Genomic DNA, 14,204 nt, shown 5'->3' with positions numbered 1-14,204 from the left:
GCCTCTCCACGCGTTGTTGCGCTGTCAGGTGCATTCTCTCGACCATCGCGGCCACGCGCACACCGGGATCAGACCGGCTGGCGGTTGCTCTCGATCTTGGCGCGGTGCCGGCGGCCCCACTCGCCGAGCGGGGCGAGTGCCTCGTTGAGCGACTGTCCCAGCTCCGTCAGCGAATACTCGACGCGCGGCGGCACCTCGCGGAAGACCTCGCGGTGCACCACCTCGTCGGCCTCCAGCTCACGCAGCTGCTGGATGAGCACCTTCTCCGACACGCCGGACAAAGCGCGGCGCAGCTGTGCGAAACGCAACGTCGTTCCGCTGTCCAAAGCCCACAGGATCAGCACTTTCCACCTGCCACCGATCACGTCGATGGCGGCGTCGATGCCGCAGTGGTACGGCAGCCTGCTCTTCACCAGCACTGACCTCCAGGTAAGTACCGCACAAATTAGTCGGTACTTGAGCACGATAAAGCTTTGGACCAAGGATGGAAAACATGACCGATGTGACAGTCCTCGGCCTCGGCCTGATGGGCCAGGCCCTGGCGAAAGCCCTTGTGACCGGCGGCCTCGGCGTGACGGTGTGGAACCGTACGCCTGGCCGTGCGGCAGATCTGAACGATGTCAACGAAAGTGCGACGGCGGCCAGCGCCGCGGCGGCCAGCGACCTGGTCGTCGTGTGCGTGCTCGACTACGCGGTGGTGACCGAGATTCTGGACAAGGTCGACGTGAGCGGCCGTACGATCGTCAACCTCACCAACGGAACACCGCGCCAGGCAAGGGAAACCGCGGCGCGCGTGGAGAAAGCCGGCGGCGTGTACGTCGACGGAGGCATCATGGCGATCCCGCCGATGATCGGCCAGCCGGCCGCGACCGTGCTCTACAGCGGCGACGCCGACGCGTACGACCGGCACGCCACGACGCTGAGCCTGCTCGGCCGGAGCCGGTTTCTCGGCACGGATCCGGGGGAGGCTGCGCTGGTCGACCTCGCTTTGCTCAGCGCGATGTATGGCATGTTCGGCGGCGTGTGGCACGCGTTCGCGTTGACCGCGAAGGCAAACCTGCCGCGACAGGAGTTCGCCGGGATGCTGGTGGAGTGGCTGACCGCCACGCACGCCATGGTGTCGCGGCCGCCCGACGCCGAGGTGGTAGCGAGCGCCGAGATGCAGCTGGCCGTCTATCCGAACCTGTTCGACGCCAGCCGCGACGAAGGCGTACGGCTCGACTTCGTCCGGCCGATGTACGAGATGATGAAGGAGGAAGTGGCGACCGGCCGGCCAATCGCGGAACTCCTTCGCAATGCGGATGAACAGACCTGACCGGTTACCCGCCGGGGAAGGATGGAAGGCACCGTTGCGCTGCGCGAAAGGGCTGGGTTGGGTTCCTGGCGGCGGCCTACGGTGAACACGTGGAAACGGTGGCCCTGCTCCCCAACCTGTGCATGGTGCGATTCCCGCGCGCGCAGGTCTACCTGTGGCACGAGGCCGCGTCGCTGACATTGATCGACACCGGCATGGCCGGCTCGGCGCGGTCGATCGCGGACGCCATTCGCCGGATCGGCCGGCAGCCGGAGGAGGTCACCCGCGTCGTCGTGACGCACGCGCATCCCGACCACGTCGGCTCGGTCGCCGAGATCGCCGAGTGGAACGGCGCGGAGGTCTGCGCGCACCGGCTGGACGCGCCGGTCGTACGCGGTGACCTGCCGATGCCGCCGCCAGTGCTGACCGACCACGACCGGCCGCTGTACGGGTCGCTCGTGGCCTCGGCCGGCATCGGTCCGAGCGCGCCGGCGGCCGTCGACCGCGAGCTCGAGGACGGCGACGTCCTCGACTTCGGCGGCGGCGCGCAGGTCATCTGGGGCCCCGGTCACACAGCCGGCAGCATCGGCATCTACCTGCCAAAACACGGCGTACTCTTCACCGGCGACACGGCCGCGAACGTGGACGCCAACGTCATGCTCGGCGTCTTCAACCAGGACCGGCCGAAGGCGATCGAGTCGTTCCACCGGCTCGCCGAGCTCGACGTGGACACCGCGTGCTTCGGCCACGGCGACGCGATCGTCGGCGGCGCGGCGGCACGTATGCAGGCCGCTGTCGGCCTAGTCCGCGACTAACGCGCGGCCGACCTCGTACGCCTCGAAGAGGTCGTTGCCGCGATAGTGTGCGGCGGCGATGTCGACGAGGTGGTGGTCGGCGTTGACGGCGACCGTCGCGGACAGGTGGCGAAACAGCGGCGCGTCAGAGATCGAGTCGCCGTACGCGACGCACGTTCGCGCCGGTCGTTCGCGGCGCAGCTCGTCGACGATGCGCACCTTGTCGGCCGGGGTGAGGATCAGCGCCGGATCGATCGGCATGCTGAATGGCAGGGCCGGAAACGTCGACGCGACGACCCGGTCGAAGCCGCGGGATGCCAGCAGGCGCGCGAAAAAGTCCGGCGACATGGTGATCACCGCGGAGTGCTCGCCGCGCGCTCGGATGTCGGCGCAGACGTCCTCGATCCGGTCGAGCCACGGACTCGATTCGTACGCGGCGGCCACCACCGCGGGCGTCAGGTCCTGCCAGAGCTCGCGCAGCGCCAGCGCGAAACCACGCGTGTCCAGGTCGCCGCTGGCGAACCGGCCCTCCAGCGCCGTCAGTTCCCCGACCCGGCCGAGCTGCCGCGCGACCTGCACACTCGCGGTGCTGCCGGCCAGCAGCGTGCCGTCCATGTCGAAGACGTGCCAGATGCTCACCGGACCATTCTGCCGGTCGTTATCGTTCGGTCATGACCTGGCGACCGAGCGCGCGGACCATCGACATCGCGATCGTCGTCGCGGTCGCCGCGGTCGTCACCGCCGGCACGTTCCGGCCGGGGGCCGGGCCGCCGCGGCTCAACCTGGTCGGCTGGGGCCTGATCGGGGTTGCCTGCCTGGCGCTGCTGTTCCGCCGCCGCTATCCGGTCACCGTCTGCGTGCTCACGATGGTCACCTGCGGCATCTACTACCCGATCACCGAGCCGGACGGCCCGATCGTGCTGACGTTCGTGGTGGCGCTGCACGCGGTCGCCGCCGCCGGTCGGCTGGCCGCCGCGATCGGCCTCGGTGTCACGAGCGTGCTGCTGCTCGCTTACGGCGAACTGACGCTGGTCCTCGCCGGCCGGCCGCGCCAGCTCGACGACCTGACCTTCCTGCTGCTCACTGGCTGGCTGGTGGCCGCCGTGGCGCTCGGCGCCGTGGTGTCGCAGGCGAGCCGCAACCGCGAGCGTGAGCTGCGTGAGCGCGCCACCGACGAGCGGCTGCGGATCGCGCGCGAGCTGCACGACGTGCTCGGCCACCACATCTCGCTGATCAACGTGCAGGCCAGCGCCGCGCTGCACCGGCTGCCGGACGACCCGGCCGACTCGCTGCGGGCCATCAAGGACAGCAGTAAGGTGGCGCTGCGCGAGCTGCGCGCGACCCTCGGCGTGCTGCGCCAGGTGGACGAGAGCGCCCCGACCGCCCCGGCTCCCGGCCTCGCGCGGCTCGAGGACCTGGTGCGGGCCGCGCAGACGGCCGGCGTGGCCGTACGGACCGACATCAGCGGGCCGGCCACCGCGCTGCCGTCGGAGATCGACCTCGCCGCGTACCGGATCGTGCAGGAGGCGCTCACCAACGTCACACGCCACGCGGCCGCCACGACGGCGACCGTCGGCATCGCGTATGCGGCGGACCACGTGTGCGTACGCGTCGAGGACGACGGCCGGGGAGGTGGCTCGGCCGCCGAAGGCAACGGCCTGCGCGGCATGCGTGAGCGGGTCGCTGCGCTTGGCGGAGAGCTGACCACCGGCGACCGCGCCGGCGGCGGCTTCCAGGTGTGTGCCAGGCTGCCGCGATGATCAGAGTCCTCCTCGCCGACGACCAGACCCTCGTACGGGCCGGCTTCCGTTCCATCCTGGACGGAGAGGCCGACATTTCCGTCGAGGCCGAGGCGCCGGACGGCCCCACCGCGGTGCGGCTGTGCGCCGAGCGGCGGCCGGACGTGGTGCTGATGGACATCCGGATGCCGGAGATGGACGGCCTGGAGGCGACCCGGCGGATCGTCGCCACCGACTCCGCCGCCAAGGTGATCATCCTGACCACCTTCGACCTCGACGAATACGTCTACGGAGCGCTGCGGTCGGGTGCCAGCGGCTTCCTGGTCAAGGACACCGAGCCGATGGAGCTCATCCACGCCGTACGCGTCGTGGCGCGTGGCGACGCGTTGATCGCGCCGTCGGTGACGCGGCGGCTGATCGCCGAGTTCGCCAGCCGGACCAAGCCGCTGCCGGCCGCGCCGGTCGCCGGCCTCACCGACCGTGAGCGTGAGGTGATGACGCTGGTCGCGACCGGCCTGTCCAACGACGAGATCGCGGCTCGGCTGATGCTGAGCCCGGCGACCGCGAAGACGCACGTCAGCCGGATCATGACGAAACTGGGCGTACGCGACAGGGCGCAGCTGGTGGTTCTCGCGTATGAGGCCGGGATGGTGACGCCGGGCTGGGTCGACTAGATGAGTGGCGAGATGGTGCGTTTCTTGGTGGTGCGTTGTGCGGGTGGTGCGTCTCTTGTTCATTGCGGTGGGGAGGTTGTTGCGTCTCCTGGTTGTTGCGTTGGGTGGGTTTTCGCCTGCGCGGCTGGCGCTCCTGCGCGGAGGGCGACCTCAAGGGGAGGGGGCGCGGGAACGCCAATCGGTGTGCGTGGGGTGGCGGTTGGTGGGCGGGTCTGGGTTTTCTGGGCTTGCTCGTTCTCCCCGTCGGCGCCCGGAGGAAACCACATGCTGTAACGCTAAATGACCGTCTTGTCGGTTTGTCTTTTGGTAGTAGGGACGCCTTACGTGCGCCTGACGCACGTATGGGGCCATGCGAACATTGAGTGGCGGTCGGGGTGGTGCTGGTGTGACTCGTGTGGCTGATAATGCCGGTGAGGCGGCTTGGCTGCGTAAGCCACAGCTAGTCGAAGTCGACGGTGAAGATGACCGCGCGTCTGGCGGTTGCCGCGCGCTGGAGGAAGCCGCGCAGGTTGGTCAGGTTGTCCCAGGTGGCGATGAAGTCGTCACTGTCGTACGGACCGTCGTAGTCGGTCGAGGTGAGCTTGCGATAGCGGCTGAGCAGCCAGTCCTTGTCCAAACCGTCCAGCGCCGTGGCGGTCGCCGCGACCTGCTGTGCGGTCAGGTGGCTGATGAACGAGTGGTCCGACTCGCACAGGTGACGGCCGCCGAGGACGGCGTGCGCCAGTGGGTCGTCGCCGCCGTCGAGGTTGAGCGTGCCGTCGGTGAGGCAGCGGTGGATGGCGTCCCACGCTCCGCCGGTGACCAGCGAGTTCTCGTCGTCGACGGCCTTGCCGAGCCGCTCGACGACGGCGAGCCGAGCGGCGTCGTCAGCGGCTTTCAGGAGTTGGTCGTCCTGCTCGGATGTCAGCATGAAGTGCCTACCCACGCTGGCCATGGGACCTCCGCCGTCGGCTGTTGGATGGTTCCGCGGCATAGTAGTCGGTTTGCGGCACGCGGCCCTGACCGGGCTGCGTCAGGGGTTTGCAACCGGTGGAGTAAGGGGAATCCCTGAGCCGCAACTCCGGTGGTACGCACAGTGCACGCGCCAGCATGACGACTCGGGCATGCCCTGGCGGCCATTCTCTTTGCTGTGACCGAAGAAACCCTGGAACTGGCCCGGCTGCAGTTCGCGCTGACCGCCGGTGGACACTTTCTTTTCGTGGCCTTGACGATCGGTTTGGCCACCGTCGTCGCGTGCGTGCAGACCTGGGCCACGCTGAGCCGCAACCCGGTGCACGAGCGGATGGTCCGGTTCTGGGGCCAGCTGTACGTGATCAACTACGCGATGGGCATTTTGACCGGCTTGGTGATGGAGTTCCAGTTCGGTCTGAGCTGGAGTGGCCTGACCCATTTCGCCGGCAACATTTTCGGCGCCTCGCTGGCGATGGAGACGCTGGTGGCGTTCTTCGTCGAGTCGACCTTCCTCGGCCTGTGGATCTTCGGCTGGCACCGGCTGAACCGGTGGGCGCATCTCGGTGTCATCTGGGTCGTGACGATCACCTCGTACGCCTCGGCCTACTGGATCCTGGTCTCCAACGGGTTCCTGCAGAATCCGCGCGGATTCGCGGTCGACAACGGTGTGCTGAAGCTGACCGACGCGGCGGCCGTGCTGTCCAATCCAAACGCGATCGTCGCGTTTTTCCACATCGCCGGCGCGGCGATGGTCACCGCCGGATTCTTCGTGGCCGGGGTGAGCGCGTACAAACTGATGCGCAAGACCCCGGAGCAGGACATGTTTCGCAAGTCGCTGCGGATCGGTGTTTTCGTGACGGTGCCGGCGCTGATCTGGACGGTCATCGCCGGTGGCATCCAGTTCGACGTCGTCGGCGACGCGCAGCCGATGAAGATCGCGGCGTTGCATCCGGACCGGATCGCACAGCTGCAGGACCAGATGGCGGCACGCTACGGACCCGGCAACTACGTGCCGGACACGGCCTTGGTGCAGACCGGCGCCAACGTGATGCTGGGACTTTTCGCGCTGATGTTCGTCTTAGCGCTGCTGAACAATCTGCTCGCCTTCATCCGTCCGGTCGTACGGTATTTCTATCCGTGGCACGTGCTGTTGATCGCGGCCATTCCGCTGCCTTACGTGGCGATGACGGCCGGCTGGATTTTCCGGGAGGCAGGCCGACAACCGTGGTTGGTCAACGGACTGTTGAAGACCTCGTCCGCGGTCTCGCCGGTGTCAGCGGGCGAGATGCGGTTTTCGCTGATCGCGTTCACCTCACTTTTCGCTCTGCTGATCGCGCTCAACGTGTGGCTGCTGGCCAGGGCGGCGCGGCGCGGACCGGACGCGCTCGGCCTCGGACGGGACGAATCCACCGACCAGCCGGCGCCACTGCCGGCCGCGAGTTTCTAGGACAATGATGGACATCATCGCGATCGTCGTACTCGGGTTTTTCACCCTCGGCTATTTCGTGCTGGCTGGCGCCGACATCGGTGTCGGCATGGCGCTGCCGTTCCTCGGCCGCAGTGCGTACGAGCGGCGGCTGGTGATCGCCACCATCGCCCCGTTCTTCTTGGCAAACGAGGTCTGGTTGGTCGCGGCGGCCGGCCTGCTCGTCGGCGCCTTTCCGTCGCTGGAAGGAAAACTGCTCAGCGGCATGTTCCCGGCGGTGGTCACGCTGTTGCTCGGTTGGATCCTCCGCGACCTCGGACTTTGGCTGCGCGGCAGGACAAACGCGCGTGCCTGGTGGGGGATATGCGACGGGGCGGTGACCGGCGGCAGCTGGCTCCTGGCACTCAGTTGGGGCTGGGTCGCGGCCAGCGTGCTGACCAGCGACGGTCTTGCGACCGGTCCGGGCACGATTTTCGTCGTGCTCGCGGTGGCCGCGCTGTTCGGCCTGCACGGGCTGGCCTACGCGGCGTTGCGGTCGACCGGTGAGGTGCGGCGGCGGGCCGGCGTGCTGTCCAAGCCGTCCGGTGAGCTGCGTACGTATCTGCTCACCGCCGCCGGCATGGTCACCTTGGGGGTCGTGCTCGGCCTGCGGTTGCCACTGCTCACCTCTGCCGCTGATCCGCAGACGCTGGCTTTCCTTTTGCCTGGCACGGCGCTGATCCTGCCGTTCCTGCTGCTCGCCCAACTGGTCGTCTGGCTGCTGTTTCGCGGCCGTGTCACGGGACCGTCGTACCTGTGAACCGGCGAAAGGCGCTGATGTCACGACGCGGGCTCTTGATCCTGCGCGGACTGGCTGTGCTTCAGGCGTTGCTGATCGTCGCGCAGGCGGATTTGCTGGCGCGTACGATCGCCGAGCGCGAGGTGTCGTGGATTCCGTGGCTCATCGCCGCGGTCGCAGGCCGTGCGGCGGTCGGCTGGATCACCGCGCAGGTCGCTCGGCGGGAAGCCGTTGTCGCCAAGGAAAAGCTCCGCAGGTCGCTGTTCCGGCGAGCCGGCGGATCGGACGGCGGAGCTTTCGGAACGCTCGTCGGCCGCGGACTGGACGCCCTCGATCCGTACGTCGGCGGCTATCTGCCGCAGCTCGCCGCCGCGACCGTCGTTCCGGTGATCGTGCTGGCACGCATTGGCTTCGCCGATCCGCTGTCCGCGGCGATCGTGTTGATCACGCTGCCGCTCGTCCCGATTTTCGGTGCGCTCGTCGGAATGCGTACGCGCGATGTCACCCGACGGCAGTGGGATCATCTCCAGCACCTCGGCGGTCACTTCCGTGACGTACTCTCCGGCCTCTCGACCTTGCGCGTGTTCCGCAGGACCGAGCATCAGGCCAATGTCATCAGGGAAATGGCTGACGCGCACCGAAAAGCGACGATGAGCGCGCTGCGTGTGGCGTTTCTGTCGGGATTTGTCATCGAGCTGGTGTGCGCGTTGTCCGTCGCGCTGGTCGCCGTGCCGATCGGACTCCGGCTGCTGGACGGCAGCATCGGCCTGACGACCGGCCTGATCGTACTTTTGCTGACGCCAGAAGCGTTTCTGCCGATACGCGCGCTTGGCACGCGCTTTCACGCCGGTGCCGAAGGCTTGGCGGTCGCGGAGCAGGCGTACGAGATCCTGGACCGCACGGAGGAAAGGTCTCACGGCGATCGGCTCGTCGATGCTGGCGAGATCCGGCTGGAGGAGGTCACGGTACGCTTTCCGGGTCGTGCCGAGCCGGCGCTGGACCGGGTGTCGCTGACGATCCGGCCGGGGGAGCGGCTGGCGATCGTCGGGCCGAGCGGCGCCGGAAAGTCGACGCTTTTGCATCTGCTGCTTGGTTTCGTACGGCCGGAGAGCGGTCGCGTCCTGGTTGACGGCATCGACCTGGCCGACCTCGACCTGCCGGCGTGGCGACGACAGCTGGCCTGGGTCCCGCAGCGTCCGCATCTTTTCGCCGGATCCGTCGAGGAAAACATCCGGCTGGGGTCGACCGGTGATGTCCTGGCCGCCGCGCGCGCCGCATCTGCTGACGAGTTTCTCGACAAACAACCGGAAGAACTGTCGGCAGGGCAGCGGCAGCGAGTGGCGTTGGCGCGAGCTTTTCTGCGTGACGCGGCGATTGTGTTGCTGGACGAGCCGACCGCACGCCTCGATCTGCTCAGCGAAGGACTGATCGTGGACTCGGCACAACGGCTGCTGCGCGGCCGTACGGCCGTGATGGTGGCACATCGGCCGGCGATGCTGGCAGCCGCCGATCGCGTGATCCGCCTGCGCGACGGACGCGTCGAAGTGCCGGCGGAGGTGGCGGCATGAAAGCACGGTTGGCGTTGGCCGTGGCGACCGGCACGCTGGCGGAGGTGTGCGGCATCGGGCTGACGGCGACGGCCGCGTGGCTGATCGCGCGTGCCGCCGAGCAGCCGTCGATCGCCGCGCTCGGACTGGCGATCGTCGGTGTACGCGCGTTTGCCATCTTCCGTGGCACCTTTCGTTACGCGGAAAGGCTTTCCGGGCATGACGTGACCCTTCGCGCGGTGGCTCGGCTAAGGTCGAGGATCTACGCAGCGCTGGTGCGCCGGCGCGCGAACCTGAGCGACGGCGACGCGCTGTCGCGGATGGTGTCCGATGTGGACAGTGTGCAGGACCTGTTGCTGAGGTGCGCATTGCCGGCCGTGGTGGCTGTGTCGGTTGGCAGCGTGGCGCTGACGATCTGTGCACTCGTCCTGCCGGTCACGGCGAGCTGGTTGCTGGCTGGTCTGCTGGTCGCAGCTGTGCTGCTGCCGGCGATTGGCGCTCTTGTCACCCGAAAGCTGGATGCGCGGCTGGCGGAGCTGCGCGCCGACCTGGCCGTACGCAGCCTGGATCTGGTCGATGGCCACCAGGACCTGGTGGCGTTTGGCGCTGTCGATGTCGCGGTTGCCAAGGCGGACGCTGCGGCGCGGAGCCTCGCGCGGCAGGAGCGCTTGGCTGGTCGGCTCGGTTCGGCGCTCGTCGGCTGTGGCGTCTTGGTGCAAGGCGCGACCGCGGCCGCCGTCACGTTGACAGCGACTCAGTCCGGCGCGAGCAGCGTGGTCATCGCGGTCGTGGCTCTCACGAGTTTGGCAGCGTTCGAGCCAATCCTTCCGCTGGCGGAGGCGGCGGCGCGGCTGGTCGAGCTGTGGCCGGCGTTCACGCGCGTACGAGCCGCGCTGGATCTGCCGGCACAGCAACCAAAACCGCATCTGATGACGGCAGGCACGATCACGCTGCGAGACGTACGCCTGAGTTTTGGTCCCACGCCGGCGCTCGATGGTGTCTCTCTATGCGTCGAGCACGGACGATCGGTGGCGATCGTCGGTGCCAGCGGAGCCGGCAAGAGTACGCTGCTCGGCGTCATCGCTGGGTTGGTGGAGCCGGACAGCGGCGTCGTACGCCTTCCGGAGACCCGGGCGTTGACGCAGGACGCGCACCTTTTCCGCGCGACCATTCGGAAAAACCTGCTGCTGGCGCGACCGTCGGCGACCGACGACGCGATCGCCGACGCCATGGCCACGAGCCATTGCGGCGACCACGCGCTCGATGCGTCGATCGATGGTCTTTCCGGTGGCGAACGCCAACGCCTGCTGCTCGCGCGTGCTTTGCTGGCAGATGCCGACGTGCTGTTGTTGGACGAACCGACCGAAGGTCTGGACACGGTCATGGCTGACCAGGTCCTGACCGAGATCCTGGCGACACGTGCCGGTCGTACGACCGTCCTCGTCACGCACCGGCTCGCCGCACTGTCCGATGTGGACGACATCGTGGTGCTGGACCGCGGCCGGATCGTCCAGCGTGGCTCGCACACCGAGCTGACCCGCCGGCCGGGACCTTACCGAGACCTCTGGAACGCGGAACTGATGGTGGCATGAAACGAAGCTCTCAGGTCGGCCGCAACCTGCTGGTGTGGCTGCACATCGTGGCGTCGGTTGGTTGGATGAGCCAGGCCCTGGTGCTGCTCACGCTGATGGTTTTCGCGATGAGCAACCGGGTCTGGCACGACGCGGCCGTACATTTCGCGCGGTTGCTCGACAAGCAGCTGCTCGCCGTGCTGGCCAACGCGTCGGCGTTCACTGGATTCATGCTGTCGGCGTTGACGATGTGGGGCTATTTCCGCTATTGGTGGGTCCTCGCGAAAGCGTCGATCAGCGTGGTCCAGCTGACGATCGGCGTCTTCTTCCTCGATCCGGACGCCACCCCGCTGAGCATGGGTGCCGCCGCGCTGATGGCCTCGGCACTCGGCCTGCAGGCGTGGATGTCGGTGGCGAAACCGTGGAAGAGGACGCCGTGGAGCGACGCCAGAAGGCTGCCGCCTGCTCCACAATGGATGTTCGCCGCGTGCATCGCTGTCGTCGTCGCTGACCTTGTTTTGGGGTTGCGGCTGGGTTTTCCGTCACCATTGTTCGAGCTGATCGTGGTGATCGCGTATCCGGTCTGGCGATCACGGCGACTCCGTCAGGAAAGCGCCGGTGTGGTGTCCAGAGTGAGCTGAGGGATCTGGTCGAGCAAAGCGCGCGCGGCCGGCGTCGGCCGGCCGTCCGGCGGGATCGCGGCGCAGACGTGCCAGCGCATCGGCTGGCCTTCCAGCGCGATCCGGCGCAGGCTGGCGGCCTGCGGCTTGCCGGCGATCGGCTCCGGTACGACCGCGATCCCGAGGCCGTGGCCGAGCAGATCGAGCTGCGTGTGGACGTCGTTGACCTGCAGGCCGACCTTGCGGCGCAGGCCGGCCCTGGCGAAGGCCGCGTCGGCCATCGCGCGTACGGCCCAGTTTGCCGGGAAGTCGATGAAAACCTCGGCCGCGATGGCCGCGAGGTCCACTGTGGACTGTCCAGCCAGCCAGTGCGACGGATGGCAGAGCACCACCATCGGCCGGACCATCATCGGCAGCAGGCCCGGCGTGTCGCCGATGCCGTCCACGGCCACGAAAGCCACGTCGAGCTGACCTTGGCGCACCTTGTCGATCAGGCTCGCCGAGCCGTCCTGCAGCAACTCGACGCGTACGCCCGGATGGCGCAACCGGAACGCGGCGAGCGTGGCCGGCACGTCCGGCGCGCCCAGACACTGCTCGGTGCCGACCGCGAGCGTGCCACGCAGGAGACCACGCACGGCGGCAACCGCGTCCTTGGCGGCCGCGGCGCCGTCGAGCGTACGCCTGGCCTCGCCCAGCAGCGCACGACCGGCGTCGGTCAGCTCCACACGCCGCGTCGACCTGGTGAACAGCGGCGCGCCCAGCTCCTGCTCGAGCGACCGGATCGAGGCGGACAGCCCCGACTGTGCGATGTGCAGGCGTGCCGCGGCGCGGGTGAAATGTCGCTCCTCCGCCACCGTGACGAAGTATTCGAGGTGTCGCAGTTCCACGTTCATCACTCTAGCTGCTGAGTGTGTGCACGTTTCGCTGTTGGACGCCGGCGGTGTGCTCCGGTGAGGATGGGGTAAAGATCCGACATTGTGCTGAAAGGAACTGGTGTTCTATGCAGCGGGTCACGCTTGGCCGGACCGGCCTCCCGGTGTCGCCGATCGCCTTCGGGACATGGCAGCTCGGCGGCGACTGGGGTGCCTTCGAGGAGCAGACCGCGATCGCGGCGATCCGTGCCGCCTACGACCGCGGCATCAACTTCTTCGACACCGCGCAGGCGTACGGTTTCGGTGCATCCGAACGGATTCTCGGCAAGGCTCTGCACGACGTGCGCGACTCGGTCGTGCTGGCGACCAAAGGGGGCGTACGCAAGACCGAGACCGGTCGCACCCGTGACTCCAGCCCGGAGTTTCTGCGCGCGGGTGTCGAGCAGAGCCTGACCAACCTCGGCGTCGAGGCGATCGACCTCTACCAGGTGCACTGGCCGGACCCGAAAACGCCGTTCGAGGAGACGGCCGGGGCGCTGAAAGAGCTGGTGGACGAAGGAAAAATCAAGCACGTCGGCGTGTCCAACTACGACGCCGCGCAGATGGCCGCCTTCGGCGAGACGCTGCCGGTCGAGACACTGCAGCCGCCGTATCACCTGTTTCGCCGGACCGCCGAGGCCGACATTTTGCCGTACGCCAGGGAAAACGACATCGGCGTCCTGGTCTACGGTCCGCTCGGGCACGGCCTGCTGACCGGCGCGCTCAACGCGTCGACGACATTTTCCTCCGACGACTGGCGTTCGCGGCATCCGGCCTTCAAGGACGACAAGTTCGTCGCCAACCTGGCCGTCGTCGACGAGCTGGCGAAGGTGGCCACCGAGCTGGAGGTCACGCTGACGCAGCTGGCGACCGCGTGGACGCTGGCCAATCCGGCCGTACAGGTGGCGATCATCGGCACCCGCAACGCCGACCACATCACCGACGCGATCGGTGCCGCGGACGTACGGCTCGACGCCGACACGCTGGCACGGATCGACGCCATCACCGCGAAGGGCGCGCAGATCGGCGGCTCGAGTCCGGAGGGCCCGACCGAGCCCTAAGCCTCGATCCGTGGACCTGGTGGTGGTGCTGGTGTGGCTGCTGTGGCCAACCATGCAGGTGAGACGGCCCGACCGGAGAATACCTACACACGCCTGGATCCCATGTGGTGGACCTTTTCGCCATCTACTGGGACGCCTTGACACCTTCGGCGCCGGTCCGCGCAGCCGATGGCTGGAAGGACACCACCCGGTCGCTGCGTTGCCGGACGATGACCCGGATGGGCGGCTCTGAGAGCAGGGGAGGCCAGCCGTCGAGCGCCCAGTGGCTCACCAACCCAGAGGTTAAAACTCAAGCTAAGAAGACAGCGGGAGAGGTCGCGGCTCCACGGGCGTCGAGACGACGACGGCCGTGGTGGTCGTGCCGTACTGGCGGATCTCGTCGAGCACGTCCTCCAGGTCCGGCACGGCCGCCACGAAGACGTGCAGCAGGAAGCAGTCGTCGCCGGTGATCCGGTGGCACTCGGTGACCTGCGGCGTACGCCTGACGACCTCGGCGACGCGGTGCAGCTGGCCGGGTCCCGGCCGCACGCGGACCCACGCCGACACCGGCAGGCCGATCGCCGCCGGGTCGATCTCGAGGCGATAGCCGCGGATGACGCCGGCCTGTTCCAGCCGGCCGACCCGCTCGGTCACCGCCGGCGGCGACATGCCGACCCGGCGGGCGAGCTCGGACATGCTCAGCCGCGGGTCGTCGCGCAGCTCGGCGAGCAGCCGGAGGTTGACCTCGTCCAGCAGTGGCTTTCCGTTCGCAATGCCGATCGCCGGCCTGGCCGCTCGGGTTGACGCCATGTCGCGCTCCTGACCTGGAAAGTGCCATTCACACAGTCGTCGTAGCCTT

General features: G+C 68.0%; 15 protein-coding genes. 10 read left to right on the top strand and 5 right to left on the bottom strand.

Features of this window, described 5'->3' with window-relative positions; translation table 11 throughout:
* Window positions 1–68: 68 nt before the first annotated feature.
* Entirely contained in the window at window positions 69–419 is a 351-nt protein-coding gene (locus GNX95_RS06955; protein WP_425483874.1) for a winged helix-turn-helix transcriptional regulator, read from the bottom strand.
* Between the two features lie 74 nt (window positions 420–493).
* On the opposite strand from GNX95_RS06955, the gene GNX95_RS06950 reads away from it, so the two are divergent.
* Both GNX95_RS06950 and GNX95_RS06945 read left to right on the top strand, forming a co-directional pair.
* Window positions 494–1,315 (top strand): NAD(P)-dependent oxidoreductase, encoded by an 822-nt coding sequence (locus tag GNX95_RS06950; RefSeq protein ID WP_163506292.1) that lies wholly within the window; start codon window positions 494–496, stop codon window positions 1,313–1,315.
* 89 nt (window positions 1,316–1,404) lie between these two features.
* Window positions 1,405–2,109, top strand: coding sequence for an MBL fold metallo-hydrolase (locus GNX95_RS06945; RefSeq protein WP_163506291.1), 705 nt, complete (start codon window positions 1,405–1,407; stop codon window positions 2,107–2,109).
* Here GNX95_RS06945 and GNX95_RS06940 read toward each other — a convergent pair.
* Window positions 2,095–2,727, bottom strand: coding sequence for an HAD family hydrolase (locus GNX95_RS06940; protein WP_163506290.1), 633 nt, complete (start codon window positions 2,725–2,727; stop codon window positions 2,095–2,097). The two genes, GNX95_RS06945 and GNX95_RS06940, sit on opposite strands and share 15 nt — an antisense overlap.
* 32 nt (window positions 2,728–2,759) lie before the next feature.
* On the opposite strand from GNX95_RS06940, the gene GNX95_RS06935 reads away from it, so the two are divergent.
* A complete protein-coding gene (locus GNX95_RS06935) occupies window positions 2,760–3,848 on the top strand; it encodes a sensor histidine kinase (RefSeq protein WP_163506289.1) in 1,089 nt (362 codons plus the stop codon).
* On the top strand, window positions 3,845–4,501 hold the full coding sequence (locus tag GNX95_RS06930) for a response regulator (protein WP_163506288.1): 657 nt from the start codon (window positions 3,845–3,847) through the stop codon (window positions 4,499–4,501). The genes GNX95_RS06935 and GNX95_RS06930 overlap by 4 nt, the downstream gene beginning before the upstream one ends.
* 439 nt (window positions 4,502–4,940) lie before the next feature.
* Here GNX95_RS06930 and GNX95_RS06925 read toward each other — a convergent pair whose 3' ends face one another.
* Entirely contained in the window at window positions 4,941–5,435 is a 495-nt protein-coding gene (locus GNX95_RS06925) for a DUF1877 family protein (RefSeq protein ID WP_163506287.1), read from the bottom strand.
* A gap of 195 nt (window positions 5,436–5,630) precedes the next feature.
* Here GNX95_RS06925 and GNX95_RS06920 point away from each other — a divergent pair, with 195 nt between their 5' ends.
* The 5 genes from GNX95_RS06920 to GNX95_RS06900 are packed head-to-tail and all read left to right on the top strand — an operon-like array spanning window position 5,631 to window position 11,415.
* Window positions 5,631–6,899, top strand: coding sequence for a cytochrome ubiquinol oxidase subunit I (locus GNX95_RS06920; protein ID WP_163506286.1), 1,269 nt, complete (start codon window positions 5,631–5,633; stop codon window positions 6,897–6,899).
* 4 nt (window positions 6,900–6,903) lie between these two features.
* Window positions 6,904–7,677, top strand: a complete 774-nt coding sequence (locus GNX95_RS06915; RefSeq protein WP_222853436.1) for a cytochrome d ubiquinol oxidase subunit II — start codon at window positions 6,904–6,906, stop codon at window positions 7,675–7,677.
* A complete protein-coding gene (gene cydD / locus GNX95_RS06910) occupies window positions 7,674–9,224 on the top strand; it encodes a thiol reductant ABC exporter subunit CydD (protein ID WP_222853435.1) in 1,551 nt (516 codons plus the stop codon). Before GNX95_RS06915 ends, cydD begins: the two co-directional genes overlap by 4 nt.
* Window positions 9,221–10,795: a thiol reductant ABC exporter subunit CydC gene (cydC, locus tag GNX95_RS06905; protein WP_163506285.1), complete on the top strand. Its 1,575-nt coding sequence runs from the start codon at window positions 9,221–9,223 to the stop codon at window positions 10,793–10,795. Before cydD ends, cydC begins: the two co-directional genes overlap by 4 nt.
* Complete coding sequence (locus GNX95_RS06900; RefSeq protein WP_163506284.1) at window positions 10,792–11,415, top strand: hypothetical protein; 624 nt, start codon at window positions 10,792–10,794, stop codon at window positions 11,413–11,415. Before cydC ends, GNX95_RS06900 begins: the two co-directional genes overlap by 4 nt.
* Here GNX95_RS06900 and GNX95_RS06895 read toward each other — a convergent pair.
* Window positions 11,379–12,281 (bottom strand): LysR family transcriptional regulator, encoded by a 903-nt coding sequence (locus GNX95_RS06895; protein ID WP_222853434.1) that lies wholly within the window; start codon window positions 12,279–12,281, stop codon window positions 11,379–11,381. The genes GNX95_RS06900 and GNX95_RS06895 overlap by 37 nt on opposite strands.
* Window positions 12,282–12,394: 113 nt before the next feature.
* Here GNX95_RS06895 and GNX95_RS06890 point away from each other — a divergent pair, with 113 nt between their 5' ends.
* On the top strand, window positions 12,395–13,366 hold the full coding sequence (locus tag GNX95_RS06890; protein ID WP_163506282.1) for an aldo/keto reductase: 972 nt from the start codon (window positions 12,395–12,397) through the stop codon (window positions 13,364–13,366).
* A 294-nt stretch (window positions 13,367–13,660) separates the two neighbouring features.
* On the opposite strand, the gene GNX95_RS06885 is transcribed toward GNX95_RS06890, so the two are convergent.
* Window positions 13,661–14,155, bottom strand: a complete 495-nt coding sequence (locus GNX95_RS06885; protein WP_163506281.1) for an Lrp/AsnC family transcriptional regulator — start codon at window positions 14,153–14,155, stop codon at window positions 13,661–13,663.
* Window positions 14,156–14,204: the final 49 nt, after the last annotated feature.

Source organism: Fodinicola acaciae (assembly GCF_010993745.1).
Taxonomy (GTDB): domain Bacteria; phylum Actinomycetota; class Actinomycetes; order Mycobacteriales; family HKI-0501; genus Fodinicola; species Fodinicola acaciae.
The sequence above is the reverse complement of the archived record's forward strand: the minus strand, read 5'-3'. Positions and strand labels throughout refer to the sequence as shown.